Raw genomic sequence first — 25,356 nt, 5'->3', positions numbered from 1 at the left:
GCGCTCGTGGCCTGATCAGGTGGTTTGGATCGATCCAAGTGATGCGATGGAGGATTCTCCTCTTTCGGGCAGGTGTCAAGCGTCGGAAGGCCTGGCCGGCGGCGTACGCCGGTCCGGGCGTCGAGCCGGCCCTCGCCGGACGCGCGCCCACGGCGTCACTTGCTGGGCTGGGGAACCTTGCAGTAGGCGCTCGGGTTGAGGCCGATGTAGTTGAGCGGACCGGCGATCCACGTGATGCCGATCGTGGCGAATTTCGCGCAGCTCCCATCGAACCGGGTGTAGTAGTGGCGCTGCCCTGCGGCGAGCCCTCCGATGATCAGCCAGACGACGACCACCCACCGTCCGGTCCGCATCGTCACCTCCGTCTCGCCGCCGACTCTGGAGATACGACGATAACGACAAGATCCGCCTGATAGTCGAGCAAGTCGGCTGGGCGTGTCACGTTTCGGTCCTGGACACCGGGCCCCTTCGTGCCAGGCGTCGCGGCGAAACCCTCGTGCGGCTGGTGATGATGGCGCATCATCCAGTCAACGGGGCTGAACACTGTGCGAAGGTCCATGGCGGGGTGAGCTGCCGCCGGGGTTGACTGACGACCATGAATTCGACGAGGCGCCGTGTCGTGGTGCCCGCCCGAGAGGCACGCGCGGTCCGGCTCGCGACCGGTGACCGGGCCCGCGTGATCGACCTCGAAGGCCGGCAGGTGGGCGATGTGTTCTGCTTCGCCGCCGAAGACCCGTCCGAACACCTCAGTGCCGCACATACCCGGACCCAGCTCGGCCGGCTGTTTCCGGCGCTGGGGGAGTCGTTCGTCACCGACCGGCGGCGGCCGATCCTGACGTTGGCCGGCGACACGTCCCCCGGGGTGCATGACATGCTCATCGCCGCCTGCGATCCGGCGCGTTACCGGGCCCATGGCGTCGAGGGCCGGCACGCCTCATGCGCGGAGAACCTGCACCGTGCCCTCGGGGAGGAGGGCCTGCGGACCGCCGTCGTTCCCCAGCCGATCAACGTCTTCATGCGGATCTCGATCGGCGGGGACGGCGGTCTGAACTGGCTGCCCGCGCTGAGCCGGCCCGGAGACGGCGTGACCTTCGAGGCGGCGATGGACTGCGTGCTGGTGGTCTCCGCCTGCCCGCAGGACGTCGTCGGCATCAATGGGGGGAACGAGCCGACCGCGCTGGCCCTCGACCTGTCGCCCGCCCAAGAGTCCGCCGAGCGGGTCCCCGCTCGTCATGACACAGGAGAGAAGCAGTGACGATCATCGACTCCGGAGCCGCGCACCCGGCTCTGGCACCTCTGCACGTCGCGGGCCTGGACCTGCGGAACCGGCTCGCGGTCGCGCCGATGACCCGCGTCTCGGCCGCACCCGACGGCACGCCGACCCGGCAGATGGCCGAGTACTACGCGGAGTTCGCCCGCGGCGGCTTCGGCCTCGTGATCACGGAGGGCACCTACACCGACGACCGGTACAGCCAGGGCTACTTCCACCAACCGGGCATCGTGACCGACGGGCACGTCGCGGCCTGGCGGGAGGTCACCGAGCGGGTGCACGCGGCCGGTGCCCGGACCGTGCAGCAGCTGATGCACGCGGGAGCACTCTCCCAGGGCAACCCGTACCGGCCGGGGACCGCCGGCCCGTCGGCGGTCGCGCCACTGCGCGAGATGATGCCCGAGTACGGCGGCAGCGGGCCGTGGCCCGTGCCTCGCGAGATGACCGCCGCCGACATCGACGAGGCCGTGGCCGGGTTCGTCGCCGCCGCCGGGAACTCCCTGCGCGCCGGGTTCGACGGCGTGGAGGTGCACGCCGCCAACGGCTACCTGCTCGACCAGTTCCTGACCGACTACACGAATCGGCGCACCGACGGCTACGGCGGGGCGCTGATCAATCGGCTGCGACTCACCGCCGAGGTCGTCGCGGCGATCCGCGCCGACCTCGGCCCGGACGCCGTCATCGGCGTGCGCCTGTCCCAGGGCAAGGTGAACGACTTCACCCACCGCTGGCCCGGCGGCGCCCGCGACGCCGAGGTGATCTTCGGTGCGCTGGCCGCGGCGGGGGCGGCGTACCTGCACATCGCGAGCGAGGGACGGAGCTGGATCGAGAGCGCCACGCTCGACGGCGAGGTCACCATCACCCAGCTCGCGCGCAAGGTGTCCGGTCTCCCGGTGATCGCCAACGGCGGCATGCACGATCCGGGCCAGGCCGCGGAGGTACTCGAGAACGGGCACGCGGATCTGCTGTCCCTCGGGCACGGCGCCCTCGCCAACCCCGACCTCCCCCGGCGGCTGGAAAGCGGGGCCACGCCGGCAGAATTCGATCACCGGTTGCTGCAGCCGATGGCGACGCTGGACAACGCGGAGCGCCACCGTTGTGAGCGGGCCGGCACGGCGTGAGTCCGGCTCCGGCCGGAGTGGACGGAGATGACGCGATGGGCGAGTCGGGCCGGCGGACCGTACATGATCAACCCGTTCGGGGCCGCGGGCCCTTCGTCCCGGTCAGGGGAGCTGCCGGAGTGTGTCGGCCCGTAGCGCGAGGAACAGGTCGACCACGTCCTCGGTCCGGTTGACGTCGCGTCCGGTCAGCTCGGCGACCCGCGTCATGCGATTCCGCAGCGTATTGACGTGCACGTGCAACGCCGCGGCGGTGGCCGCCCAGTGGCGGTCGTTGTCCAGGAACGCGCGCAGGCTGGCCTCCAGCCCTCCGCCGCGCGCCGCGTCGTGGGCCCGCAGCGGGCCGAGTACGGCCGAGGAGAAACGCCGCAGCGTCTCCGGGTCGTGCCGGCCGAGCAGTAGCAGGTGGGTGTTGAGGTCGTCGTACGCCATGACCGCCGGGCCGGCGCTGCGGCGGCGGAGTACGCGGCAGGCCTCCCGCGCCTCCAGCACCGGACGGCGCAGTCCGGCCGCGTCCGGGGCGGTCCCACCGAGCCCGGCGACCAGGCGGCGGCCACCGAACCGCGGCGCCAGGCCGGTCACCAGACGCCGGGCGAGAGCGGCGAACTCCGTTTCCGCGGCCCGCCAGGACACGATCACGACGACGTCCTGGCTGGCGGCCGCGGTCACCACGGGAACGCCCTGGGTCACGAAGAACTCGGTCACCGCGTCGCCCAGGCCGGTCGAACCGAGGCCGTCGTCGTCGGCGAACGCCAGCGCGCACACCGCGAGCGGGTCGCTCGCGTCGATCCCGAACGCCCGCAGCCGACCTGGCAGCTCCGCCTGCCGCCCCGGCCCGGACAGCACCATGTCGAGCAGCTCGCCCGCGAACCGCATCTCGATCGCCTGCACGGCCTGCTGCTTGGCGACCTCGAGGCTGAGGAACGACGCCGCCTGACCCATGGCGTCCTGCTCGGCCGGGCTCAGCTCGGCCATCGGGCGCAGGCACACCAGGCCCGCGTCCACCTCGCCGAGCGCCGCGATCAGGAAGATCGACGCGTACCCGCCCGGGCCGAGGTCGAGTTCCAGCGGCGGCGGATGCCGGGCCAGGGCCTCGGCGACGAGGCGTGCCTGCCCGGAGTCCAGGTCGGCGCCGGCCGCCGCGACGACCCTCGCCGTACGGTCGATCACGGCCAGCGGCAGGTCGTGGTCGCGGCGCAGCACCCGCAGGATGCCGGACGCGCCGGCTCCCCGTGCCATCACGTCGGTGAGCGCGTCGCTCCGCCGGATGCGCCCCAGCAGCTCCCGCTGGCGCTCCTCGGCGTACGCGGTGGCCATGGCATGCGAGAGCGCGGTGAACGGAACGTCCGTCGACAACTCGATGAGCGGCAGGCGCGCCCGATGGCAGGCGCCGACGAGCTCCGCCGGGACCTGCCGGACGGTCTCTCGCAGGCCGAACACGATCCCGCTCGCACCCGCGCCCGCGACGCGCGCCACGAACGTCTCGGCGTCATCGGGGCCGGCGCACCACAGGCCGTTGGTCAGGACCAGCTCCCGGTCCCGCAGGTAGGGCGACGGATCGGGCAGCTCGGTGGTGTGCACCCAGCGCATCTCGGCGTCCAGCGCGCCGTCGGCGCCGGGCTCCAGCACCCGCAGCTCCAGGGCGGGGTCGGCGACCAACCGCCGGATCGTCACCATCTCTGGAAGTTAACACAGCGGCATGCCGATATGACTGGACGTTCATCCACTCTGATGATCCACCCACGGCCAAGGCCGCCCCGCGCGTGACCGGCGGGGGATCCGGCGGCTTTCCCCTGCCCATGTCACAGGCGGCGGGGCTGTGGTGTCTCGGGTAGCGAGGACAGACGGTTCACGTCGGGAAGGTGATCGGCATGCGGGTGTTCGTGGCAGGCGGGACCGGGGTGTTGGGGCGGCTGCTGGTGCCGCAACTGGTGGCCCGGGGCCATCAGGTGACGGCGACGACGACGAGCACGGCCAAGCTGGGCCTGGTCGCGGAGATGGGCGCGGACGGCGTCGTGATGGACGGGCTGGACGCGGTGTCGGTCGGGGAGGCGGTGGCCAAGGCCCGGCCGGACGTGATCGTGCATCAGATGACCGCTCTCAACTTCGTCCATGCCGGCAAGCCCGATTTCAAGTCCGATCGGTATTTCGCGAACACCAATCGGCTGCGCATCGAGGGGACGGACCACCTGCTGGCGGCCGCCGAGGCGACCGGCGTGTCCTATTTCGTCGCGCAGAGCAACGCCGCGTGGAACGGGACCCACGATGGCGGATGGGACAAGCCGGAACAGGACCCGATAGAGCCGCACGCGGAGCCGCCGGCGCGGATGGTGACAGAGCCGATCCGCCACGTCGAGGACGTGGTCCTCGCGGCCGGCGGCGCCGCTCTGCGCTACGGCTGGTTCTACGGTCCGGGCGCCACCGACGATCAGATCGAGCTGATCCGCAAGCGGAGGTTTCCGCTGGTAGGGGACGGCGCCGGTTACTGGTCGTGGGTGCATCTGGACGACGCGGTCAGCGCTACCGTGCTGGCTGTGGAGCAGAGGGCGAGGGGTGTGTTCAACATCGTCGACGACGAACCGGCCCCGGTCAGCGAGTGGCTGCCCTATCTGGCCGCGTGCGCGGGGGCGAAGCCGCCGAGGCGGGTGCCCAGGTGGCTGGGGCGGCTGGCGGCCGGAGAGCTGGCGGTGCTGATGATGAACGAGGTGTGCGGCTCCTCCAACGCCAAGGCCAGGCGGGACCTCGGCTGGGAGCCGCGCTACCCCTCGTGGCGGCAGGGCTTCAAGGAAGCGCTGGCGTGACCCTGATGTCCACCCGCGGCGAGGGGTTCGAGGAGCTGCGGCCGCTGCTGTTCTCGATCGCGTACCGGATCCTGGGCAGCGTGAGCGAGGCCGAGGACGCGGTCCAGGAGACGTGGCTGCGTTACGAGGAGTCCCCGACCCAGCCCAGGTCGGCCAAGGCGTTCTTGTCGGCCGTGGTGACCCGGATCTCGATCAACGTGCTGCGTTCGGCCCGCGTCCGGCGGGAGGAGTACGTCGGGCCGTGGTTCCCCGAGCCGCTGCTGACCGACCCGTACCAGGACCCGGCGCGCTCGGCGGAGCTGGCCGACTCGGTGTCGATGGCGGCCCTGCTGCTGTTGGAGCGGCTGTCCCCGCTGGAGCGGGCGGTGTTCGTGTTGCGGGAGGTGTTCGGGTTCGACTTCCCGGAGGTCGCCTCGGCGGTGGGCCGGTCGGAGGCTGCGTGCCGCCAGCTGGCGGTGCGGGCGCGCCGCCACATGGCCGAAGGCCGGCCCCGGTTCGAGGCCGACCGACGCGAGCGCGAACGACTCGCCGGACGGTTCTTCCACGCCTTCCGGGACGGGGATCTCGACGGCCTGCGGAAACTACTGGCCGCCGACGTTCACCTGGTCGCCGACGGTGGCGGCAAGACCCCGCTCTGGGGCACCGGCATCACCGGCGCCGACAACGTGACCCGGGTGTTCGCCGCGCTCGCCCCGCCGTTCGCCCGGATCGGCGGCGTCGTGGAGCCGCACGAGGTGAACGGCCAGCCGGGCGCGATCTTCCGCGACCGAGACGGCAAGGTCGTCAACACGTGGGCGCTGGACATCCTCGACGGACGGGTCCAGACGATCCGTACGGTGCTCAACCCCGACAAGCTCGGGCACATGGGGCCGGTGGCGGACGCCTGGGCGGTCCTTCGCGAGGCGAACAAGGCCCGCCGGCCCACCGACTGATCCGGATCTTCTCCCGGCTGTTTCCATCCGCATGTCACTGGCGGCCGGGCTGTCTTGTCTCGGGTTTCAAGAACGGGTTGAGACCCCCCTCACCGCAAGGAGTCGATCATGAGCGAGCACACCACACACCAGAAGGTCGCGCTGGTCACCGGGGCGAACAAGGGGATCGGCCGGGCGGCCGCCGAGCAGCTCGCCGCGCAGGGCATGACGGTCCTGATCGGGGCCAGAGACCCGCGGCGCGGCGAGGAGGCCGCTGCGGCGCTGCGCGCGGCAGGCGGCGACGCGTACGCGGTCACCCTGGACGTCACCGACCCGGCCACCGTCCAGGCGGCCGCGAAGCAGGTCGAGGAGCGCTTCGGCCACCTCGACGTGCTGATCAACAATGCCGGCATCAGCGGCTCCGGGCAGGTCTCGCCCGAAGACGCCCACGATCAGGTTCCCAGCTCCGTCGACCTGGACATGGTCCGGGCGGTGTTCGAGACCAACGTCTTCGGGGTGATCACCGTGACGAACGCCATGCTGCCGCTGCTGCGGCGGTCACCGGCGCCGCGCATCGTCAACGTCAGCAGTCACGCCTCGTCGCTGACCCTCACCAGCGACCCGGACGGCCCCTTCACGGCACTGCTGCCGTCCGCCGCGTACACGCCCTCCAAGACCGCGCTGACCGCACTGACCGTGCAGTACGCCAATGAGCTACGACAGGACGGCATCCTCGTCAACGCCGCCGCCCCCGGCTTCGTCGACACGGACGCCAACAACCACACCGGGCACCTCACCCCCGCGCAGGGCGCCGCGATCCTGGTGCGCCTGGCCACGCTCGGCGCGGACGGACCGACCGCCGGGTTCTTCAGCGAGGAGGGCGCGCTGCCCTGGTGATGGCGGCCCCGGGACGAAGGGCGGTCGTCGGCCTCGGTGAGGCGCTCGGCGGCGGTCGATCCCACCATCGACCGTCGCCGAGGGCGTTGCTCATCGCCCGTCGACGGAGATGCCGTACGCGTTGATCTTCCGGTAGATGGTCGCCCGTGAGATGCCCAGCAGATGGGCCGCCAGGGCCTTGTCACCGTCCGTCTCCTGCAGTGCGCGGATGATCGCGTCGCGCTCAATGGTCTCCCACGGGGTGAGCACGCGCCGGCTGGTCACGTGGCAGACCTCGGGCAGGTCTTGCGGCTGGATCTCGCCTATCCGTCGGCGGGTGAGTGCGAATCTCAGCGCGTGAAGGAGCTCGGTGACATTGCCCGGCCAGCTGTAGCGCAGCAACACCCGCATGGCCGCCGGCGAGCACGATACGGACCCGCCGCGGGAGAGCCTGCGCAGCAGAACCGGCACAAGATCGCGCACATCCTCGATTCGGTGGCGCAGTGCCGGCACGGTCAGCGTCACCGCGAGCGCGGACAACAGGTCTTCCGGCGGCTCGGCCTCGAGGTAGCTGGTGGCGACCACCCAGGGCCGGCCCGGATGCCCGGCAGCGGTGCGCAGCCACTCCAGGAGCGCGGGGATCGTCTCCCGGGGGTATCGCTCCGGGTAGCGCAGCACCACGGTGGCTCCGGGCACGCCGATGGCCGCGCTCATCCGGCGTAGGCAGGCCGCCCGGTCCTCGGCGAGATCCTGGGGCTGGATCACCGCGAAGGGGCTCGCCGGGCTGTGGCTGCGGTGCACGGCCTCGGTGAGCGCCAGTTTGCCCACTCCGGGCTCGCCTTCCAGGAGCACCCAGGTGCGGTTCCGGCAGTGCGTCTCCAGATCGGTGCACACCTTGCTGAACGCGTGGGAGCTGCCGGCCAGCCTGAGTTCGAAGGGCCGGACCAGGTGGCGGGGTGGCCGGGCGTCCGGCGCGACCTGGATCTCGACGACGGCACCGGCGCCCTCGGTCTGCGCCCGCACCGGGCGGACCCGAATGGTGGCCATGTCCCCTCGTGCCAGCATGACCTGCTCGACCAGCTCCTGGTCGGCCCGCGACAGCTCGGCCACCTTGTCCCTGACGACCGTGTGGTCGGTGGGTTCGAGCAGGTGAGCGGCATGCTGGTTGGCGATGATCAGGTCCTCGCTGACGGTGACGACGGCGCCGCCACCGCGCCTGCTGATGCCGAGGAACGCGGCGAGCAGGGCCCGCTCGCGCTCCGATCCGAGTTCGAGCAACCGTTGTTCGACGTCGTCGGCGGCCTCGCTCGCCAGAGCGGCCATCAACGGGTTGGCGTCCTTGGCCCAGCACGTGAGGTTGACCAAGCCGGCCAGCCGTCCCGTCAGCGGGTCGTGAACGGGTGCGCCCGCGCACGCCATCGGGTGCAGTCCTTCGGTGAAATGCTCGGTCCCGATGACGGTGACGACCTGGCGCGCCTCGATCGCGGTCCCGATACCGTTGGTCCCGACGTGTTGCTCTCCGTAACCGAAGCCCGGGGCGAACCGGAGATGGTCGAGGCACATGGCCAGGGCGACGGTTTCGACCCGCCGATCGAGGATCCGGCCGTAGGAGTCGGTCAGGGCGAGGCTGGTCGAGGCATCGGACAGCTTCTCCTGCAGCCGGTCCAGCACGGGTCGCGCGGCGTGGATCAGGCGGCCATCGGTGTCGAGGTCGTCGAAGTACGGCGGATCAAGGTGATCACTGTCGACACCGGACAGCCGGGAGCGGCGCCACGACTCCACGATCCCGGTCCGCACCGGTAGCCCGGGGCAGTCCCGGGCTTCCAGGAAACACTCTCTGGCCTTTGCGATGCCGCGTGGATCGATGGTGGTCTCGATCACTACCGGCCCCCCCAGCGGTAGCGTTCGCGTCCTCATTTTCACCTTACGCCCCGGAAGTGCGGGTCTTGGCAGGAGCGGCGGCCCGGACGCGGAGCGTCCGGGCCGCCGTGGATGGAGTACCGGCCTTGGTCCGTGCCGCCGACGGATGGCTCACCTGCGTCCCACACCACCAGACGGGCTGCCGTCGTCCATGGGCGCCATCAGCGGGCTCGGGAACGCGCCGAGCGCGACGACGTGGGTGCCTGCGGTGGTCGGGATACTGGCGGCTGCGTATGCCGGCTGGGCGAAGACAGCGGCGGCCGCCGCCAGACCCAGAGCGGCGATCGTCTTCTTCAGCATCGTGATCTCCTAGATGAGTGCGGGGTGGCCGGTCGGCCACGACTCCAGACAACCCCGCCACGCCATCCTGGGACGTCTAATGTTGAGACGAGGCGCCGCCAAGCGGTCTCAGAGGTGCTCAGACGGCGGTGCGTCCGCCGTCGACCGACAGGACGGCACCGTGCACGAAACTGGAGCGGTCGGTGGCCAAGAAGGTGATCGCGTCGGCGACCTCCTCCGCTGTGCCGGGGCGTCCGGCCGGCGCCTGAGCGGCCAGCCGGTCGAAGTCCTCTCCCATCTTGGCGGTTCCCTCGGTGCGTATGGCGCCGGGGCTGACCGCGTTGACGCGGACCCCGTACGGCCCGTACTCGGCGGCCCAGACCTTGGTCATCAGCACCAGCGCGGCCTTGCTCGCGCCGTACAGGCTCGTCCCGGCGACGCCGAACTCGGCGGCCATCGTGCTCAGGTTGATGATCGCGCCATCTCCGCGTTCGGCCATGCGCGGCGCGAGCTCGGCGACCAGGAAGTACGGCGCCTTCACATTGAGCGCGAACACCGCGTCGAAGTCCTTCTCGCTGGTCTCGTGGGTGGCGCTGAACGGATAGATGCCGGCGTTGTTGACCAGGATGTCGACGTGACCGACCAGGTCCCTGGCCTGTACCGCCAGCGATCGGGCGGAGGCCTCGTCGTGCAGGTCGGCGGCCACGAAGTCCGCCTGCCCCCCGGCGGAACGGATCTCCTGGACCGCCTGCTCACCCCGCACCGCGTCACGTCCGGAGATCACCACGTGCGCACCGAGCTCGGCGAGCGCGATGGCGGCCGCCCGGCCGATCCCGCTGGTGCCACCGGTCACCAGCGCCGATTTTCCCTGCAGTTTCGACATCTTCTCCACCTGAATCCCTGTTCCGCGAAATCGCGGATCGGCCGGAGGCGCTCCGGCCGCACGAGTCGTCAGCCGTCCATGGACATCCCATTGGTCTATCGAAGCGATTCATGGCCGCGATAATCGACGCGATTCCGCGGACCTACGCCACCTCGGGACCCGCCGACGGCGCGCCGGGCTACAGGCCGTATTCCACGAGGAGATTGAGCCAGACCTCGCTGGCGGTGGGGAATACGGGGACGGCGTGCCAGAGCCGGTCGAGGGGCACCTCGGAGGTCACCGCGACGGTGGCCGAGTGGAGGAGATGGACCACGTCCGGGCCGATGAAGGTGGCGCCCAGGAGCACGTGACGATCCTCGTCGACGACCAGTTTCGCCCGGCCGGTGTAGTCCTCCGCCTGGAGCTTGGCGCCGATCACGGCACCCATGTCGTACTCCACGGCGCGTACCGGGAAGCCGTCGGCGCGGGCCCGGGCCTCAGTGCGCCCGACCGCGCAGACCTGCGGGTCGGTGAAGATGACCTGTGGTGCGCCCCGGTCACCGGCGGTGTCGCGAAGCGCCGGCGTGTCGTCCGGCAGGCCCTTGGCGCGGGCGACGATCACGTCGCCGCAGATACGGGCCTGGTACTTGCCCATGTGCGTGAGCAGGTTGCGCCCGTTGACGTCCCCGGCGGCGTACAGCCACCCGTCGGGGATCCCGGTCGCCCGCATGCTCGCGTCGACCGTGATGGGCCCACCGGCCTCGAGGCCGACCGTCTCCAGGCCGATGTCGTGCACGGCCGGCCTGCGGCCGGTGGCGACGAGGATCTCGTCCGCGTCGATCCGCGAGCCGTCGTCGTTGTGGATGGTCACCGGCCCACCCGGGATCGGCCGTTCGACACGGACCGCCGAGCGTCCGAAGCGTAGGTCGATGCCCGATTCGGCGAATGATTTGGCCACCAGTTCCCCGGCGATCGGCTCGGTCCGGGGGAGCAGGCGATCTCCGCGTACGATCATGGTGGTCTCGTGTGCGCCGAGCGCGTGCAATGCCTGGGACATCTCGCAGGCGACAGGCCCGCCGCCGATCACGACGAGCCGCTTCGGCACCTGCTGAACGCTGGTCGCCTCCTGGTTCGTCCACGGGCGCGCCTCCCGCAGCCCGGGCACGTCGGGGATGCCGGGGGTGCTGCCGGTGGCGACGACGACCGCGTGCCGGGCCCGCAGCGGCCGGGTGCCGCCGTCCGGCATGCTCACGTCGACACGCAACGGCCCGGCCAGGCGGCCACGGCCCCGCACGAACGTCGCGGGGAGATCACGCAGCCAGCTCACGTTGCCGCTGTCGTTGAAGTGGGACACGAATTCGTCGCGGCGGGCCAGCACCGCCGCGGCGTCGATCGGGCCACGCAGTGCGAGGCCCGGCATGCGGCCGACCTCGGCCGCGAGCTCCATCGGCCACAGCAGCGCCTTGCTCGGGATGCATCCGTAGTAGTTGCACTCGCCGCCCACCAAGCGCTCCTCGACGACGGCCGCTGTCAGACCGCCCCGGACGGCACGTGCGGCCGCCGTCTCTCCAACGGGCCCGGCGCCGATCGCGATCACATCGAAGACGTCATCCTCATTCGCCACGATGACCTCCGGTTAATGCGCACTGACATCGACTAGCAATAATTCCGTTAAACGCCCCAATTTGGGGCAATAGCGCGCTAGATTGCTTTTGGAGTATTGGTCTCGTGGGTGATGGCAAAATGGTCGGGTTCAGCCGACCGTTGGCCGGGAAGCGGGCCGCCGTTCGGTGGCCGTACCTGAGCCGGCGACCCGGCTCTGGGCGGTGCCACGACGCTCAAGGGCGCCGGAGATGACGGCGAGCACCAAGGCGGAGCCGGCGAGCAGGGCGCCGACCCAGTTGGGTGCGGTGTACCCGAGGCCGGCTTCGATCACGATGCCGCCCAGCCAGGCCGACAGTGCGTTACCGAGGTTGAAGGCGCCGATGTTGACGGCGGAGGCCAGAGTCGGAGCACCCGCGGCCTGATCCAGGACGCGCTTCTGCAGCGGCGGGACGGTGGCGAATCCGAAGGCGCCGATCAGTGCGATGGTGATCGCGGCGCCGATCTTATGGTGCGCGGTGACCGTGAAGAGCGCCAGAACAAGGGCGAGGGCGCTCAGCGTGACGTAGAGCATGGGCATCAGGCGGCGGTCGGCGTAGCGGCCGCCGAGCAGGTTGCCGCCGATCATGCCGAGTCCGAAGAGCACGAGCAGCCAGGTCACGGAGCCGTCCGCGAAGCCGGCGACACGGGTCATCATCGGCGCGATGTAGGTGATGGCGGCGAACACTCCGCCGAAGCCGAGGACGGTCATCGCCATCGCCAGGAGCACCTGCGTGTTGCGGAAGGCGATCAGCTCGTGGCGCAGGCGGACTCCCTGCGGGCGGGGCTGCTCCGGTACGAGCCTGGCGATGCCGGCGAGCCCGACGACGCCGAGTGCCGCGACGATCAGGAACGTGACGCGCCAGCCGAAGTGCTGGCCCACCAGCGTCCCCATCGGCACGCCCACGACGTTCGCGACGGTCAGGCCGGTGAACATCAACGCGATGGCGCCCGCCTTCTTCTGCGGCGCGACCAGGTCGGCCGCGACCACCGAGCCGATGCCGAAGAACGCCCCGTGCGCCAGCGACGCGATGAGGCGGCCGGCGAACATCACGCCGAAGGAGGGGGCGAGCGCGGAGGTCAGGTTGCCCACGATGAAGAGCCCCATCAGCAGCATCAGCATGCGCTTGCGGGGGACGCGGGTGCCCAGGACCGTCATCAGCGGCGCGCCCATGAGGACGCCGACGGCGTAACCGGTGACCAGCAGGCCTGCGGTCGGGATCGTGACCGAGTAGTCGGTGGCGACCTCGGGCAGCAGGCCCATGATCACAAACTCTGTCGTGCCGATCCCGAAGGCTCCGATGGCCAGGGCCAGGAGTGCGAGGGGCATGGAGGACCTTCCCACATGATGTTGCGTACACGCTTAACGCGCTCCGACAATAGTTGCACGAGCGGTTACTTGCAAACGCCTGATATTGCAGGAGTGTCCTATCATGGCGGTGCGCGGATGCCCGCGCTCGTCGCAGCAGGAGGACACATGACCGCCACGGACGCCGCCGACGCCGGTCTCGCTCACGGCTGGTACGCCCTCTCCGTGCTGCAGCAGCGGATCGAGACGCACATCGAGCGCACGCTGGAGAGCCGCCACGGGCTGAGCGCGCGCGAGTACTCCCTCCTCGACGTCCTCAGTCACCAGCACAACGGGGAGGGCGGCCACCTGCGCATGCACCAGGTCGCCGACGCGGTGGTCCTCAGCCAGAGTGCGGCCACGCGGCTGGTCTCACGCCTCGAGGACCGAGGGCTCCTGTCCCGCTACCTGTGCCCGACCGACCGCCGCGGCATTTACACCGACGTCACCGGGGCCGGTCTCGCCCTGCTCGCCGAGGCCCGCCCCACGCACGACACGGCGCTCCGCGAGGCCCTCGACCGCGCCGCCGGCGATCCCAAGCTGCAGCCGCTCGTCAAGGCCGTCGAGGCACTGGACGGCTCAACGGCGCCGTGACGGAGACGGTCCTCGTTGGTCACCGGGAGAAGGCACACGGCCTCGGCGCATGATTCGAAATCCTCGAATCACTCACGCGATTCCGCCGACGAATTCCAGGTGCGGCGCACTGGTCGGTCAGGCCGACGATTGGAACAATCGGGCACGTGGAGCCTGCGATGACGGCTGCGGAGTGGGCGGCTGCACAGGTCTCTGCCGTGAGAGACGACCCGACGGCCCGCCTCGCCCTCGTCAAGCGCACTTATCACGGTCCGTTCGGTCAGGCCCCGCACCATTTGCCGTATCGGCGGGCGGCGATGTCGTTCATGCGATGGCAGCTCCGACGCGGCGTGTTGGCGCCGCCGCACGGCATTCGCCCTGGTAGCCCCTGGTGGCGGGCGGTGAACGAGCGGCTGCTGCGCGACGGCTGTGAGGCTGTGGCGCTCAGCGGCCATCTGCCGGGTCCGGTGTCCGCGAACACCGTCGATTACTGGATGTCGTTCGCGGACCACCCGACCGCCCGACGCTGGTATCGGGCGCATAACGCGAGTGTGGTCGCCGCCTACCTCGAACATCGAGAGCTTGCCGAGGCCGAAAGCGCCGCTGAGCGGTTCTTCATGAACGTTGTGCTCTGCCGGGTTCTTTACGCGCACGCACTCGTCGCCGCGCCCCGCCTGTCGCTCGGATGGCTTCGTTTCCTCGCACCTCTGCTGGGAGATCCAAGGCTGGGGATGACGGGAATCTTCCTCAGCCTGTCCCGCGTGCTGCCCGACGCGTATCCACTCACCGGGGACGTCGGTTCCTACGCCGATCGCGAACTCGGGTTCGGCCGCATGCTGGACTACGGCGTGATCTTTCCCCGGCTCCAGCAGCTCTACGAGTGGTCCGCCCGGGAGTTCGACGCGCCGGGACTGCTCGGGTGCATCCGCGACGGGAGCATGACCTACGCGTGGCCCTTCGCGGACCGCGATGTCTGGCACCCGAGGCACTCCCTCACCGTACGGACGGTTCGACGCGTGCTGCCGGCGCGGCACCCTCGGCGGTCAACGGACGGCACCTGAGGCGGGGGAGGGGCCAGGGGAGCCTTCCTCCGCCATGTGCCGCATTTCCGAAAATGTCGTTCGCGGCATGCTGGCGCTCGCTTATCGTCCGTGGCCGTACGCTTCTGCTTCTGGCCTGCGATGTCATCCGCTGTGGCCGCAACCCATATGTCGCGATTCGGCGCCCAGCGGGTCCGGACTCGCTTTGATCAAACGTTGATCAAATCCTTATCGGATCATTATTCGGGCCATTCACGATCACGATGTCCATTCCCGCCAGAAAGGGACATCGTGTCGACACCCCTCCGCAGCGTCACAATGGCCGTCGTCGCCAGTATGGCCGTATTCGGCGCGCTCATCCCCGGGGCCCACGCGGCCACGTCGTCCGCTGCCGCCCGTCCGACTCCGCCAAAGACCCGCTGGGCGGTCAACCACTCCTCGACTCGAGCCGTGCGCTCGTACTGGACCCCGCAGCGCCTGGCTGCGGCAAAGCCCGCTCCGCTTCCCTCGCGTCCCCGCACCGCGAGGATCACCGGTTCGCACGGCGTAACGCCGCGCATGATCCATGCGACCCGTCCCGCCGGCGCCGCAGGCGGGCTGCACGCCAACGCCAGCGTATGGGTGACGGTCGGACGCCTGTTCTTTCACAACCCGGAGAACGGCGGCGACTACGTCTGCACCGCCAACGTCGTCACCAGCAACAACCAGGATGTGATCGCCACGGCGCGCCACTGCACCATGGACATCAGCACCGGTGCCTGGTACAACAACTTCCAGTTCGCGCCGGACTACAACAAGGGCAACGCCCCGTACGGCTGGTGGACCTGGCGGTCGGCCGGCGTCCGTGTCGACGACACCAGTCCCGGTGGTGACAACGCCTTCATCGTGCTCAACACCGGCGGTAACAGCGGCATGCACGTCCAGGGCGCGGTCGGCAGTTCGGGAATCGGCTTCAACTGGTCGACCAACAATTACGCGCACGCGATCGGCATCCCCGCGAGCGTCGACTACGCGGTGTGGTGCGAAGGGACGCCGACCGACAGCTACAACGGCGGCGTGCACATCCCCAACTGTCAGGGCCTGAGCGGCGGAGCCAGCGGCGGCCCGTTCATCTTCAATTACCAGTCCGACGGGTCGGCCGTACAGACCGCCAGCTTCTTCGGTAGCTGGGGCTCGGGCACCGACGGCAACTCCTACTTCGCCTACTACCGCGACGCCGCCTGGAACGTCTACAACGGCGCCCAGAACGCCTGAACCTTCGCCCACTGATGTCGCGGCCCCGAATGCTCGGGGCCGCGACATCAGCTTTTGGCCACTGGCCGTAACCTGCGACAAGCGCTCAGAGAGGAAGTCCTCGACGCCGTCGATCGATGAACCGGGTCACTGGTACGTGACGTCGGACTTGGTGACGTGGCAGTACGAGTCGCCCCACCCGTCCTTGAGGTATGTCGGCTCGCTGCCCTTCGGCGCGCCCTTGTACTCGGCGCAGACATGCGCGCTCTTGCCGTTGATGAGCGTGACGTGGGTCAGGGTGGCCTGGTCACCCCAGTTGGTGTTGATGCCGACGACGTATTTGGCGCTGTCCAGGATGACGTTGTCGACGACCACCTGCCGCTTGTACGACGTGGAGCAGTTACCGCATGCCCGGTACAGCTTCCCGATCGTCTTCGCGTAGAAGTTCGAGATGTGCACGGTCCCGGAGCCGTTGTGCTGGAACACCTTGTCCGCGGCCGACTTGGCGCCGCCGCCGATGACATAGGAGTCGCCGTTGGTGCCCTTGAAGGTGGCGGCGTCCTCGCCGACGTCCTCCCACCACACGTTCTGGATGGTGCACCGGCCCTCGCAGTGCACGCCGTCGCCGGCCGGGGAGCCGATGATGACGTTCTTCAGCGTCGCGCCGTCGGCCAGGTCGAACATCGCGGGCTGGCTCTCGCCCTGGCCGCCGTCCCCGATGCAGCAGTAACGCTTCATCCCGCCATCACGCGTCCCGCTGACCTGGATGGTCTTCGTCACCGTGACGTCGCCCGTCTTGGTCGGCCACGTGGGGACGGTCGCGGCCGAGGCGGTCTGCGTCACGACGAACGCCGCCGTGACCGCCACGACGGCCACCCAGATCGCCGCGAACAAGCCGACTCGTGGCCTGATCCGTGGGTGCATCGCTGTCTCTCCTCTCTCGCTCGCGGCGCACGAGGTGCCACTCGTGAGCATGCGGACGATTTGCCTTGGGAAAGCGTTTTCCCGATTGCGGCAGAGCGTATGTGGCGTCGATGATCGACACAACGCGTGGGCCGGGGAGCGATTGCTCGGTCGCGGGGAACCCGCACAGGCCGTACATCCGGCACGCCCTCGTGAGCGCATTCCTCCAGCATTCATGGGGTACGTCACGGCGCGTTGCCGCTGCCGCCCACGTGCTCGACGACCGCCTAGGGTTTGAAAGTTTCAGTGCTCGGGAGAAGGCGGCATGGCGCTGCCCCGATCGCCCATGCGGCTCTCGGGCATCGCCGTACGACACCTCGTCGGCCGGCCATGCTCAGTCCCGCGGCTTGCGCCAGACGATGCTGTAGCGCCACAGCAGGTGGCGGCGGTACTGGGAACCGGGCAGCATCTCCGCGGCCAGCGCTCGCATCTCCGCGTACGTCACCGGCGGCGGCCACACGATGGGGGACGGGTGCTCCCAGTGGCCTTTCACGGCGCGGTGGAGGGTGCCGACGGCGGCGCCGGCGAGCGCGCGCGGCAGGTCGCCCGGCATGGTGTGGCGTGCGAGGCCGACGACGGCCAGGACACCGCCGGGGCGCAGGAGGTCGCGCATGCGGGCCAAACCGGCGGCGGCGTCAACGTGGTGCAGGGTGGCCACCGACGCGACGACGTCGAACGAGGCGGGCTCGAAGGGATGGGTGAGGAAGTCATCGCGGATGTAGTCGACGTCGTCCGGGTACTCCCGGGCTTGGTCGAGGCTGGGCGCGTCGAGGTCGATGCCGGTGACGTGCGGCACGGTCCGGCGAAGCTCGCGGGCGAGCATGCCCTCGCCGCAGCCGACGTCGAGGGCGCGCTCGGCGCCATCGGGGATCGCGCCGAGGATGCGGGGGTGGTAATGGATGTTGTGGTTCCATCGCCTGCCGTTCTTCGCTGTCATGTGGTCATCCTGCCGGACACGGTGACACCAGGTCCTGGTCGTGATCGACAAGTGCCACCGGTGGGCGCACGGACGCCGTCCCCTTGCCCACCGGCGGGTCCGGCCTCTCACCGAGGTTTCAACGGCGGAGCTCGGGTGCGACGTACTCGAAGGTGGGGCCCGCTGTTCCACCCTGGCCGTCGGGCATCCGCATCAGGGCCTGGGCCTGTGCCTTGAGGGCGTACATGGCGCCGATCGCGGTCGCGAGCGTCTCCGGGTTGCCGTTGAAGGCCTGCTCGAGGAGACCCAGGAGGGCGCAGTAGGCGCGGTTGAACTCTTCCTGGGCCGCGCGGATCGGATCGCCTGGCGTGTGGTCGGCCAGGCGCGGATTGGCCCGCATCGGCTGGACACCGGCGGGGTCCACCTGGATGGCCTCGCCGGTGGGGCCGGACTCTGGAGTGTCGCCGCGCAGGTACCGCCGGCCGAGCTTGAGCTCCTCGAACCGGTAGTAGTGCGCGACCTCGTCACGGTCGGGGTGGAAGATGTCCGGGTCACCGTCCCAGACCTCGCCTCGGGCCGTGCCCTCGCCCTGCTCGACGATCTCCTCCAGCGCCGTCAGCGCCGATGCGAGGCCGTCGATCGCGAGCAGCCGCCCGGCGCTGTGGCGGAAATGGACGGCGGTCACCTGACGAGCAGGATCACCGCAGAAGACCTCCTTCTCGCCGAGCCGGTCGCACAGGTCCCGCAGCCCCTCTTCGATCGCGTCGTAGAACTGCCCGATCGTCTCGTAGCCGTCGCCTTCTCCGGGAGCACCGGGCGGCGCCGGCCGTTCGATCCGGAGGAACATGTCGAGCGCTTCCGCACCGAACGGAAGCAGCGAGAGTCGCAGAGAACGGTCGGCGTGGGGCAGCGGCCGGGGGTGCGGCGGCAGCATCTGCGGAGTGTCCAGCCGCGGTCGGCCGCCGACGGCGTTGAGCAGATTCGCGGCCAGCGTCAGGTGGAGCATCTCCTCGACGAAGACACCGGCCACCACGTCGACGGCTTCGGGGTTCCGCTCCGGGTCCAGGGAGTAGAGCGCGCAGAGGTAGGGCGGCAAGGTCGCATGTTCCAGCTCGATCGCCCACTGAAGGTGCTCGCGCAGGCTTTCGAGCGTTCCGATCCGCGCGGACGAGGGCGCGTCGGTGGTCCCCTGCGGTGTCATACATTTCTCCTCTGAATTGTCGGAAAACCGCGTACCGCCGGCCCGGACCGGGAGCGGTGCGGGGAGCTCAGACGTGCGTAATCGCCGGGCCGGAGTACCTGTCCGGCGGTGTACCGGGACCGCTGGGTCGCCCGGCGGTGACTCGTCAGACGCCCTGGTCACCGGGCCGTGAGTCGTCTTCCAGCGCCTGGATCGCGCCGAGCAGGCCGCGCAGGCCTGTTCTTTCGCGCTCGGTGTCGGCGGGGTCGAACAGCCAGTCGGCGACCGGCACGTCGGTGGCCTGTTCCGGGTTGTCGGCGTCGGTCAGGGTCAGTTCCTCTTCGACCTCGATCTCCAGCTCGTACAGGATGCCGTCTTCGCCGTTCGGGGTGCTCATGGGTGTCCTTTCGGCCGTGGGGCGCGGCTCCGCCGGGGCATCGCTCGGCGTCCGGTCGTCAGCTAAGACCGGACAGCCCCACCACTTGTGACAGCCATCGCGGAATTCGTTCGTCCCAGACCGGGCCCCGCATTGCCGGACCGGCCCCCGCGGCACCCGAGCCCTATCGACGGCGATCAGTCGCGTTCGGAGCCGGCCTCGAGGTTCGGTGGTTCTGGCCGTGCGCGGGAGATCCCCGCGAGTTTGGCCGGGTTCATGACCCACATGATCTGGTCGATGCCCTGGTCTGAAGCGCTGACCGTGAGCAGCGCGATGACGGTGTCATCGCGGGAGATCAGCACGCCCGGTCGTCCGTTCGCCTCGACCCACGCGGTCGCCGTACCAGGCCAGAACCTCGCCGCCCACCCCGCGATGAACTTCGCGACGCGGGTGCGGCCGACCATGGGTTTCCGCGCGGCTTCGCGTGCGATTCCTCCGCCGTCGGAGTAGCTGACGACGTCGGCGGCGAACAGCTCCTCCAACGCGGCCAGGTCACCGGTCCGGGCCGCGGCCAGGAAGGTCGTCAGCAGCCGCCGGTGCGCCGAGGAACTCACCGGCCTGCGGCGCCCGGCCGACAGATGCCTGCGCGCACGGCTCACCAACTGGCGGGTGTTCGCCTCACTCAGCTGAAGAATCTCCGCGATCTGACCGTAGGGATAATCGAAGGACTCCCGCAGCACATACGCCGCACGCTCGGTGGGTGAGAGCTTCTCCAGCAGAAACAGCACCGCCAGCTCCAGCGCCTCACCCCGCTCCGCACCGACCTGCGGATCCGCGCCGGTGTCCACCGGCTCAGGAAGCCACGGACCCACATAAGTTTCCCGCCGCTTACGCGCCGACTGAGCGACATTGATCGCAAGCCGCGTCGTGACCGTCGCCAGGAACGCCCCCGGATCCACCACCGCCGCATGGTCGGTGGTCTGCCACCGCACCCACGCCTCCTGCACCACATCCTCGGCCTCGGCAGAACTACCGAGCACCCGATACGCGATCCCGAACAAACGCGGCCGCAAACCGACGAAGACCGAAGCAGCCTCATCGAGCGCACCCGGGTCTCCCGATTGCGCGACCACGATCACCTCCCCACGGCCCTCCGTCCGTTCAGCCTACAAAGGCTCTGTGGTCGCGCGATCCCCGGCACCGTCGGCGCGGATCCGTCGCCTGGCATGCCGCGCCGACGCCCGGCCTCACCCGGACGTGCCGCCGTGAGCGAGGTCGGTCGATGGCCTGTCCGGGGAGCGGGTGACTTCTTCGAAGCCGCCGTTGGGGAGTTGCCGGATCACTCCGGTTTCGACGCCATGCTCGGCTTCGTCGTGTTCCCGCTGCCGCAGTCCGAGGCAGAGTCGCCGGGTGACGACGAAGGCCAGAGGCGGCCCCGCGATCACGGTGATGCGGAAGAAGACGGTGAGGGCGGTCAGCGAGAGACCGAAGTGTGTGGCGATCTGATCGTTCGAGGCCGCCGCCCACAGGAGCCCGTAAAAGGTCACTCCGGAGGCGCCGAGCGCCGTACGGTTCGCCGCGTCGCGGGGGCGATCCAGCAGGTCGTGCGCACGCCGGTCACCGGTGATCCGGCGCTCGATCACCGGATAGGCGGCCAGGAACGTGAAGAAGATCCCAGGGACGATGAGCGCCGGTACGAGCACCGCGAGGGTGAGGGGGTGCCCGAACACGGTGGGTTCCCAGTTCGGCATGATTCGCAGGCCGCCGTCGAGGAAGCCCATGTACCAGCCGGGTACGGCGCCCGAGGTGATCGAGCCGGGCTCGAAGGGGCCGTACAGCCAGATCGGGTTGATCTGTGCGACCGATCCGAGCAGCACGAGAACCGCGCAGGTGGCGGTGAAGAGCGCTCCCAGCGCGACCAGGCCGGTGCGGCGACTGATGGGTCGCGGCAACTGCTTCGGGAAACGGGTGTGCCCATGCCGCCGCAAGAGCCCGTAGCGCAGTGCCAGCAGCGCGAGAATGAGCACGCTGACGATGAGATGCGCCCCGTACATGCGGGGGATGATCTTTTCGCCGGGGAAGTCACCGCCGAACAGCCAGAGCGTCAGGTAGGTGCCGATCAGCGGAATCGACTGAACGACCCCCTGGATGAGGCTGAGGCTGCCGCCGGAAAGCTGGTCGTCGGGCAGCAGCGTGCCGGTGACGCCGGCGGCCATGCCCAACACCAGCAGCCCCACCCAGGCCAGCCAATTGAGCAGGCGGGGGTTACGGAAGGCGCCGGTGAAGAACATCCGCAGCAACTGCAGCGTCACCGCGGCGATGAAGATGAGGGCGGCCCAGTGGTGGATCTGCCGTACGAGCAGGCCCCCGCGAACGTCGAAGCTGAGATTCAGGGTCGAGGCGTACGCCTCGCTCATCCGGACGCCCCGCAGCGTCGGATACGCACCGCCGTAGACCGTCCGCTTCATGCTGGGTTCGTAGAACCACATGAGGAAGCAGCCGGTGAGGACCAACACGACGAACGAGTACGCGGCGATCTCAGCGAACATGAACGACCAGTGGCTTCGGCCGGCTCCACGTACGTACCGTGACCTACGAGTCATCGGCCCCCCAAGGGTCAGGGTCTAAGGAACGTCACTTATAACGACCGATCCGCGCTCCCATCTGTGACATCACCGACCCCCGATGTGTCGCAGATCATGCCGCCTGTGTGAGAAGGCGGCGTCCAGCGAGCGCAGCGGTCAGGAGGCGGGAACGGTGAGGCCGGCGGCGAGGTGGTCGAACGCCTGGTCGATGAGTAGTTGCAGGCCCTTGATCCCCGTTTCCGGTGACCAGGTGGTGAAGGCCGCGCGGAAGGCCGACCCGGTTGCCGCCGCGAGCAGTCGCGGATAGAGGCTGCCCGCCGGGCACCCGAGGCGATCGGTGAGGACATCGACGAGCCTGGTCTCAAGGCGGAAGACCGCGTCCATGATCTTCGTCCTCAGTTCGGGACACGCGCTGAACAGCTTCTTGCGCGCGGGCCAGCCGGTCTGTGCGGCGAAGCTGGGCAGGACGCCGTCCATCGCCCGGCGCAGGGCGGTGAGCGGTGGTTCATGCGATGGCCGTGCGGCGAGTCTCGACGCGAACTCGTCGCTGAGGCGCTGGTCCCAGGCGAAGACCGCCGCCTCCTTGCTCTCGAAGTAGTTGAAGAAGGTCCGGCGGGAGACCAGGGCGGCTTCACAGATGTCGTTCACCGTGACCGCGGAGGGGCCACGTTCCAGGAAGAGGCGGATCGCGGCGGCGCGCAGGGCCTCGCGAGTCTCGACCTTCTTGCGTTCACGTAGTCCCTGATCTGCGCCCTGCATGTTGATTCATATCCTCTCGCGACCGGCGACGGCCAGCGTACTCACGCCAAGAATGATGCACGGGTGCAGTATTGCACTGGTGCAAGATTCGCGTAGGCTGCGCCGTATGGCATCTGCGCATGCGAAGACGACACGCCCTGGCGAGATCGTGCGGACACTCGTGATGGGGATCTGGCTACCCGCGATCTTCCTGGCCGGGCTGCTCGGCGCTTTTCTGCCGGCCTTCCATCACCCGACGCCGCACCACATCAAGATCGCGGTCGCCGCTCCGCCGGCCGCGACGGCGCAGCTGCAGCAACGACTCGACACCGCGGTCCCGGGCGGCTTCACCCTGCGGTCGGTCGACTCCGCGGCCGAGGCGCGCTCCGCCGTCCTGAACAACGACGCGGTGGCGGCATTCGCGCCGGCTCCGCACCATGCGCAGCTGTACGGCGCCAAGGCGGACGGCGTCGCCTTGGAAACGATGGTTCGCCAGGTCTTCACCTCTGCGGCCCAGAGCGCCGGCGCCACCCTCGACTTCCACGAGCTGGTCCCGACCAGGCCGGGAGACACCCTGGGCACCAGCCCGTTCTACCTGCTGATGGCCTGCACTCTCCCCGCCTACTTCCTGGTGGTCACCATGCAGCGCGCGGTGGGCTTCGGCCGTCGAGCGCACGTGGCCACGCTGGTCGGAGGCGGTGCCGTCGCCGCCCTCGCGTGTTACCTCACCGGCGCTTACGGGATGGATGCGATCCCGCGGCATCCGCTCTCCCTGGTGTACCTGTTCCTGCTGACGCAGTCCGTATCGCTGACCTCCTACGGACTCGTGTCCTTTCTCGGCCCGCTCTTCCCAGGGGCCTCCGTCACGCTGTTCATCATGCTCAGCGTGCCCTCCAGCGGTGGCACCGTTCCGGTCGACCTACTCCCGGGCTTCTTCCGCTTTCTCCACCCCGTCCTGCCGATGGGCAACGCCGCCGATGCCCTGCGCAACGTCGATTATTTGGGCGAACGGCAACTGGGCCGGCCCACCGCGGTGCTCTGCGCGTGGGTCGCGCTCGGTGCCGCTCTCATCGTGCTCGGGTACGTCAAGCACCTACGCCGGCTCGTGCGCGAGGCGCGAGCCGGCGTGACGGAATACGTCTCCGTGCCCCCCGCGGAGGATCCCAGTGTGGAGCTCCCCGAGCCGGTCGCCCTCCCTCCGCACCAGCACCATTTCGGCGAGCAGCCGCCGATGCTGACCGGGAGGGTCGGCGGTCCTGCCGGAGAACCACTGCCGGGCGTCACGATCACGGTCACCGACCCGCACGGCCGCCAACTCGTCCATACCCGTACGGACCGTCACGGCGAGTACGCGGCCACGGGCTTCCACGATGGTTTCGCCGTCGTCGTCGCCGGTGCCCCCGGCCGCGAGCCGGTCGCCACGCGGCTGCTGCTCAGCACGGAAACACCGCCGGTGAACCAGGACTTCGTCCTGATGCCTCACCGGCCGGCGGTTCCGGGACACGCGAGCAGCCACTGAGCGACCACGACCATGCGGGCCCACGGTGCAGCGGGACCTGGTGGAGGCGACGGGGTCGGACAAGGCGGGAATCATGCGGGTCGTGGACGATCTGGAGCGTAGCGGGCTGGCCGTGCGCAAGGCCGTTCCGGGGGACCGGCGGGTGCGGGCAGTGGAGATCGCGCCTCGGGGCATCGAGCTTTTCGATGCGGCCCACGTGGCGGCGGAGCCGCTGGCCGAGCGCCTGGTCGCCCAGATGGGGCCCGGCGAGCCCGAGCAGCTGACGGACCTGCTGACCCGGCTTGTTTATCCTGCAGGCGGTGAGGCGTAAGCGCGGGCGTGAGCCGGTCGACGTGAACTGGACGCGCCGCAGGTGGATCTTATACTCCGCAGATGGTATCGAATGAAACTGCCGCGAACGTAACGGAGATGGGCCAAGACAGGTTGGGCTGATGGGTAGGCAGGCGATGTTGAATGTCTATGAGGCGGTAACGAGTCGACGAGCGGTGCGCGGATTCACCGACCGGCATGTCCCGAGAGAGGTGCTGGAGCGCGTGCTGTCCGCCGCGGCCTGGTCGCCGTCCGGATCGAACCTCCAGCCATGGCACGCCTACGTGCTGACCGGTGGGCCGCTGGCCGAGCTCAAGAAACGCGCCGGCGCGCGTGTGGTCGCAGGTGACCCCTGGGACGAGCGGGAGTACGAGATGTACCCGCCCGAACTGAAGTCTCCGTACCGCGAGCGCCGATCCGCCTTCGGCCAGGAGCGCTACAGCGCACTCGGTATCGCACGCGAAGACTGGGAGGCGCGCCAGAGGGCGGCCTCCGCGAACTGGGACTGTTTCGGCGCACCCGCCGCCCTGTTCTGCTACATCGACCGCGACATGGGCCGGCCCCAATGGGCCGACGTCGGCATGTATCTACAAACCGTCATGCTGCTGTTCCGCGCCGAAGGGCTGCACAGCTGCCCCCAGATGGCGTGGTCGGTGTATCGCAAGACCGTCGCGGAAGTCCTCTCACCTCCCGACGGGCTCGTCCTCTTCTGTGGCATGTCGATCGGGTTCGAGGATGTCACGGTGGGTTACGTCCGTACGGGCCGGGCGCCGCTCGCCGAGACGGTCACGTTCGTCGACGGTTAGCACAGCCGATCACCGCACGTCGCCTCAGGCGACCGGACCGGTCAGGAATCGAGAAGCGCGGGTCGCGGGCCGTTCCTAGCCTGGTCGGCAGG

25 protein-coding genes are annotated in these 25,356 nt (G+C 69.5%); 11 read left to right on the top strand and 14 right to left on the bottom strand.

The window, feature by feature from the left end; genetic code table 11:
* Positions 1–155: 155 nt before the first annotated feature.
* On the bottom strand, positions 156–353 hold the full coding sequence (locus tag ACQP2O_RS33260) for a hypothetical protein (protein ID WP_433172006.1): 198 nt from the start codon (positions 351–353) through the stop codon (positions 156–158).
* A 242-nt stretch (positions 354–595) separates the two neighbouring features.
* Between ACQP2O_RS33260 and ACQP2O_RS33255 the strand changes: the two genes are divergently transcribed.
* Both ACQP2O_RS33255 and ACQP2O_RS33250 read left to right on the top strand, forming a co-directional pair.
* Positions 596–1,255 (top strand): DUF1989 domain-containing protein, encoded by a 660-nt coding sequence (locus ACQP2O_RS33255; RefSeq protein ID WP_433172004.1) that lies wholly within the window; start codon positions 596–598, stop codon positions 1,253–1,255.
* The gene (locus tag ACQP2O_RS33250) at positions 1,252–2,391 is read left to right on the top strand and encodes an NADH:flavin oxidoreductase (protein ID WP_433172002.1); all 1,140 of its coding nucleotides are present in this window, start codon (positions 1,252–1,254) and stop codon (positions 2,389–2,391) included. The genes ACQP2O_RS33255 and ACQP2O_RS33250 overlap by 4 nt, the downstream gene beginning before the upstream one ends.
* Before the next feature lie 102 nt (positions 2,392–2,493).
* Here the strand turns inward: ACQP2O_RS33250 and ACQP2O_RS33245 are convergent, their stop codons facing one another.
* Positions 2,494–4,065 (bottom strand): PucR family transcriptional regulator, encoded by a 1,572-nt coding sequence (locus ACQP2O_RS33245; RefSeq protein WP_433172000.1) that lies wholly within the window; start codon positions 4,063–4,065, stop codon positions 2,494–2,496.
* Positions 4,066–4,259: 194 nt separating this feature from the next.
* On the opposite strand from ACQP2O_RS33245, the gene ACQP2O_RS33240 reads away from it, so the two are divergent.
* The 3 genes from ACQP2O_RS33240 to ACQP2O_RS33230 all read left to right on the top strand — a co-directional run bounded on the left by ACQP2O_RS33240 (position 4,260) and on the right by ACQP2O_RS33230 (position 6,997).
* Entirely contained in the window at positions 4,260–5,189 is a 930-nt protein-coding gene (locus ACQP2O_RS33240) for an NAD-dependent epimerase/dehydratase family protein (protein WP_433171998.1), read from the top strand.
* 5 nt (positions 5,190–5,194) lie between these two features.
* Entirely contained in the window at positions 5,195–6,121 is a 927-nt protein-coding gene (locus ACQP2O_RS33235; RefSeq protein ID WP_433191241.1) for an RNA polymerase sigma-70 factor, read from the top strand.
* A gap of 108 nt (positions 6,122–6,229) precedes the next feature.
* Positions 6,230–6,997: an SDR family NAD(P)-dependent oxidoreductase gene (locus ACQP2O_RS33230; protein WP_433171996.1), complete on the top strand. Its 768-nt coding sequence runs from the start codon at positions 6,230–6,232 to the stop codon at positions 6,995–6,997.
* Between the two features lie 90 nt (positions 6,998–7,087).
* On the opposite strand, the gene ACQP2O_RS33225 is transcribed toward ACQP2O_RS33230, so the two are convergent.
* The 5 genes from ACQP2O_RS33225 to ACQP2O_RS33205 form a co-directional block, all read right to left on the bottom strand.
* Entirely contained in the window at positions 7,088–8,857 is a 1,770-nt protein-coding gene (locus ACQP2O_RS33225) for a sigma-54-dependent Fis family transcriptional regulator (protein WP_433171994.1), read from the bottom strand.
* A 150-nt stretch (positions 8,858–9,007) separates the two neighbouring features.
* Complete coding sequence (locus ACQP2O_RS33220) at positions 9,008–9,196, bottom strand: hypothetical protein (RefSeq protein WP_433171992.1); 189 nt, start codon at positions 9,194–9,196, stop codon at positions 9,008–9,010.
* A 118-nt stretch (positions 9,197–9,314) separates the two neighbouring features.
* Positions 9,315–10,058 carry an SDR family NAD(P)-dependent oxidoreductase gene (locus ACQP2O_RS33215; protein WP_433171991.1) on the bottom strand — a complete coding sequence of 248 codons (744 nt, stop codon included), beginning with the start codon at positions 10,056–10,058 and terminating at the stop codon, positions 9,315–9,317.
* Positions 10,059–10,236: 178 nt separating this feature from the next.
* Positions 10,237–11,661 carry a dihydrolipoyl dehydrogenase family protein gene (locus tag ACQP2O_RS33210; protein WP_433171989.1) on the bottom strand — a complete coding sequence of 475 codons (1,425 nt, stop codon included), beginning with the start codon at positions 11,659–11,661 and terminating at the stop codon, positions 10,237–10,239.
* 129 nt (positions 11,662–11,790) lie between these two features.
* On the bottom strand, positions 11,791–13,008 hold the full coding sequence (locus ACQP2O_RS33205; RefSeq protein ID WP_433171987.1) for an MFS transporter: 1,218 nt from the start codon (positions 13,006–13,008) through the stop codon (positions 11,791–11,793).
* Between the two features lie 147 nt (positions 13,009–13,155).
* Here ACQP2O_RS33205 and ACQP2O_RS33200 point away from each other — a divergent pair, with 147 nt between their 5' ends.
* The 3 genes from ACQP2O_RS33200 to ACQP2O_RS33190 all read left to right on the top strand — a co-directional run bounded on the left by ACQP2O_RS33200 (position 13,156) and on the right by ACQP2O_RS33190 (position 15,893).
* A complete protein-coding gene (locus tag ACQP2O_RS33200) occupies positions 13,156–13,620 on the top strand; it encodes a MarR family winged helix-turn-helix transcriptional regulator (RefSeq protein WP_433171985.1) in 465 nt (154 codons plus the stop codon).
* A gap of 380 nt (positions 13,621–14,000) precedes the next feature.
* Positions 14,001–14,660, top strand: a complete 660-nt coding sequence (locus ACQP2O_RS33195) for a hypothetical protein (protein WP_433171983.1) — start codon at positions 14,001–14,003, stop codon at positions 14,658–14,660.
* Between the two features lie 537 nt (positions 14,661–15,197).
* Positions 15,198–15,893: a hypothetical protein gene (locus tag ACQP2O_RS33190; protein WP_433171981.1), complete on the top strand. Its 696-nt coding sequence runs from the start codon at positions 15,198–15,200 to the stop codon at positions 15,891–15,893.
* 126 nt (positions 15,894–16,019) lie between these two features.
* On the opposite strand, the gene ACQP2O_RS33185 is transcribed toward ACQP2O_RS33190, so the two are convergent.
* The 7 genes from ACQP2O_RS33185 to ACQP2O_RS33155 form a co-directional block, all read right to left on the bottom strand.
* Positions 16,020–16,796 carry a pectate lyase gene (locus tag ACQP2O_RS33185; RefSeq protein WP_433171979.1) on the bottom strand — a complete coding sequence of 259 codons (777 nt, stop codon included), beginning with the start codon at positions 16,794–16,796 and terminating at the stop codon, positions 16,020–16,022.
* Positions 16,797–17,169: 373 nt separating this feature from the next.
* Positions 17,170–17,772, bottom strand: coding sequence for a class I SAM-dependent methyltransferase (locus tag ACQP2O_RS33180; RefSeq protein WP_433171977.1), 603 nt, complete (start codon positions 17,770–17,772; stop codon positions 17,170–17,172).
* 118 nt (positions 17,773–17,890) lie between these two features.
* Entirely contained in the window at positions 17,891–18,952 is a 1,062-nt protein-coding gene (locus ACQP2O_RS33175) for a ferritin-like domain-containing protein (RefSeq protein WP_433171975.1), read from the bottom strand.
* A 145-nt stretch (positions 18,953–19,097) separates the two neighbouring features.
* Positions 19,098–19,328, bottom strand: coding sequence for a hypothetical protein (locus ACQP2O_RS33170; RefSeq protein WP_433171973.1), 231 nt, complete (start codon positions 19,326–19,328; stop codon positions 19,098–19,100).
* 176 nt (positions 19,329–19,504) lie between these two features.
* Positions 19,505–20,440: an RNA polymerase sigma-70 factor gene (locus ACQP2O_RS33165; protein ID WP_433171971.1), complete on the bottom strand. Its 936-nt coding sequence runs from the start codon at positions 20,438–20,440 to the stop codon at positions 19,505–19,507.
* A 114-nt stretch (positions 20,441–20,554) separates the two neighbouring features.
* On the bottom strand, positions 20,555–21,910 hold the full coding sequence (qcrB, locus tag ACQP2O_RS33160; RefSeq protein ID WP_433171969.1) for a cytochrome bc1 complex cytochrome b subunit: 1,356 nt from the start codon (positions 21,908–21,910) through the stop codon (positions 20,555–20,557).
* A 138-nt stretch (positions 21,911–22,048) separates the two neighbouring features.
* Positions 22,049–22,651 carry a TetR/AcrR family transcriptional regulator gene (locus ACQP2O_RS33155; protein WP_433171967.1) on the bottom strand — a complete coding sequence of 201 codons (603 nt, stop codon included), beginning with the start codon at positions 22,649–22,651 and terminating at the stop codon, positions 22,049–22,051.
* A 106-nt stretch (positions 22,652–22,757) separates the two neighbouring features.
* Between ACQP2O_RS33155 and ACQP2O_RS33150 the strand changes: the two genes are divergently transcribed.
* From ACQP2O_RS33150 to ACQP2O_RS33140, 3 genes are all read left to right on the top strand, one after another.
* Positions 22,758–24,149: a carboxypeptidase regulatory-like domain-containing protein gene (locus ACQP2O_RS33150; protein ID WP_433171965.1), complete on the top strand. Its 1,392-nt coding sequence runs from the start codon at positions 22,758–22,760 to the stop codon at positions 24,147–24,149.
* A 25-nt stretch (positions 24,150–24,174) separates the two neighbouring features.
* A complete protein-coding gene (locus ACQP2O_RS33145; protein ID WP_433171964.1) occupies positions 24,175–24,459 on the top strand; it encodes a MarR family winged helix-turn-helix transcriptional regulator in 285 nt (94 codons plus the stop codon).
* 121 nt (positions 24,460–24,580) lie between these two features.
* Positions 24,581–25,264 (top strand): nitroreductase, encoded by a 684-nt coding sequence (locus tag ACQP2O_RS33140; protein WP_433171962.1) that lies wholly within the window; start codon positions 24,581–24,583, stop codon positions 25,262–25,264.
* Positions 25,265–25,356 lie beyond the last annotated feature (92 nt).

The sequence above is a fragment of the Actinoallomurus sp. CA-150999 genome (assembly GCF_050942425.1).
In the GTDB taxonomy this organism is placed as follows: domain Bacteria; phylum Actinomycetota; class Actinomycetes; order Streptosporangiales; family Streptosporangiaceae; genus Actinoallomurus.
Note: the sequence above shows the minus strand (reverse complement) of the source record. Positions and strands in the feature narration are given on the sequence as shown.

Excerpts from the sequence above, each read along its gene's own strand:
- ACQP2O_RS33260 (WP_433172006.1), bottom strand. The coding sequence starts at position 353 with ATGCGGACCGGACGGTGGGTGGTCGTCGTCTGGCTGATCATCGGAGGG.
- ACQP2O_RS33255 (WP_433172004.1), top strand. The coding sequence starts at position 596 with ATGAATTCGACGAGGCGCCGTGTCGTGGTGCCCGCCCGAGAGGCACGC.
- ACQP2O_RS33245 (WP_433172000.1), bottom strand. The coding sequence starts at position 4,065 with ATGGTGACGATCCGGCGGTTGGTCGCCGACCCCGCCCTGGAGCTGCGG.
- ACQP2O_RS33240 (WP_433171998.1), top strand. The coding sequence starts at position 4,260 with ATGCGGGTGTTCGTGGCAGGCGGGACCGGGGTGTTGGGGCGGCTGCTG.
- ACQP2O_RS33235 (WP_433191241.1), top strand. The coding sequence starts at position 5,195 with ATGTCCACCCGCGGCGAGGGGTTCGAGGAGCTGCGGCCGCTGCTGTTC.
- ACQP2O_RS33230 (WP_433171996.1), top strand. The coding sequence starts at position 6,230 with ATGAGCGAGCACACCACACACCAGAAGGTCGCGCTGGTCACCGGGGCG.
- ACQP2O_RS33220 (WP_433171992.1), bottom strand. The coding sequence starts at position 9,196 with ATGCTGAAGAAGACGATCGCCGCTCTGGGTCTGGCGGCGGCCGCCGCT.
- ACQP2O_RS33215 (WP_433171991.1), bottom strand. The coding sequence starts at position 10,058 with ATGTCGAAACTGCAGGGAAAATCGGCGCTGGTGACCGGTGGCACCAGC.
- ACQP2O_RS33205 (WP_433171987.1), bottom strand. The coding sequence starts at position 13,008 with ATGCCCCTCGCACTCCTGGCCCTGGCCATCGGAGCCTTCGGGATCGGC.
- ACQP2O_RS33200 (WP_433171985.1), top strand. The coding sequence starts at position 13,156 with ATGACCGCCACGGACGCCGCCGACGCCGGTCTCGCTCACGGCTGGTAC.
- ACQP2O_RS33190 (WP_433171981.1), top strand. The coding sequence starts at position 15,198 with ATGATCCATGCGACCCGTCCCGCCGGCGCCGCAGGCGGGCTGCACGCC.
- ACQP2O_RS33185 (WP_433171979.1), bottom strand. The coding sequence starts at position 16,796 with ATGCACCCACGGATCAGGCCACGAGTCGGCTTGTTCGCGGCGATCTGG.
- ACQP2O_RS33180 (WP_433171977.1), bottom strand. The coding sequence starts at position 17,772 with ATGACAGCGAAGAACGGCAGGCGATGGAACCACAACATCCATTACCAC.
- ACQP2O_RS33175 (WP_433171975.1), bottom strand. The coding sequence starts at position 18,952 with ATGACACCGCAGGGGACCACCGACGCGCCCTCGTCCGCGCGGATCGGA.
- ACQP2O_RS33170 (WP_433171973.1), bottom strand. The coding sequence starts at position 19,328 with ATGAGCACCCCGAACGGCGAAGACGGCATCCTGTACGAGCTGGAGATC.
- qcrB (WP_433171969.1), bottom strand. The coding sequence starts at position 21,910 with ATGACTCGTAGGTCACGGTACGTACGTGGAGCCGGCCGAAGCCACTGG.
- ACQP2O_RS33155 (WP_433171967.1), bottom strand. The coding sequence starts at position 22,651 with ATGCAGGGCGCAGATCAGGGACTACGTGAACGCAAGAAGGTCGAGACT.
- ACQP2O_RS33150 (WP_433171965.1), top strand. The coding sequence starts at position 22,758 with ATGGCATCTGCGCATGCGAAGACGACACGCCCTGGCGAGATCGTGCGG.
- ACQP2O_RS33140 (WP_433171962.1), top strand. The coding sequence starts at position 24,581 with ATGGGTAGGCAGGCGATGTTGAATGTCTATGAGGCGGTAACGAGTCGA.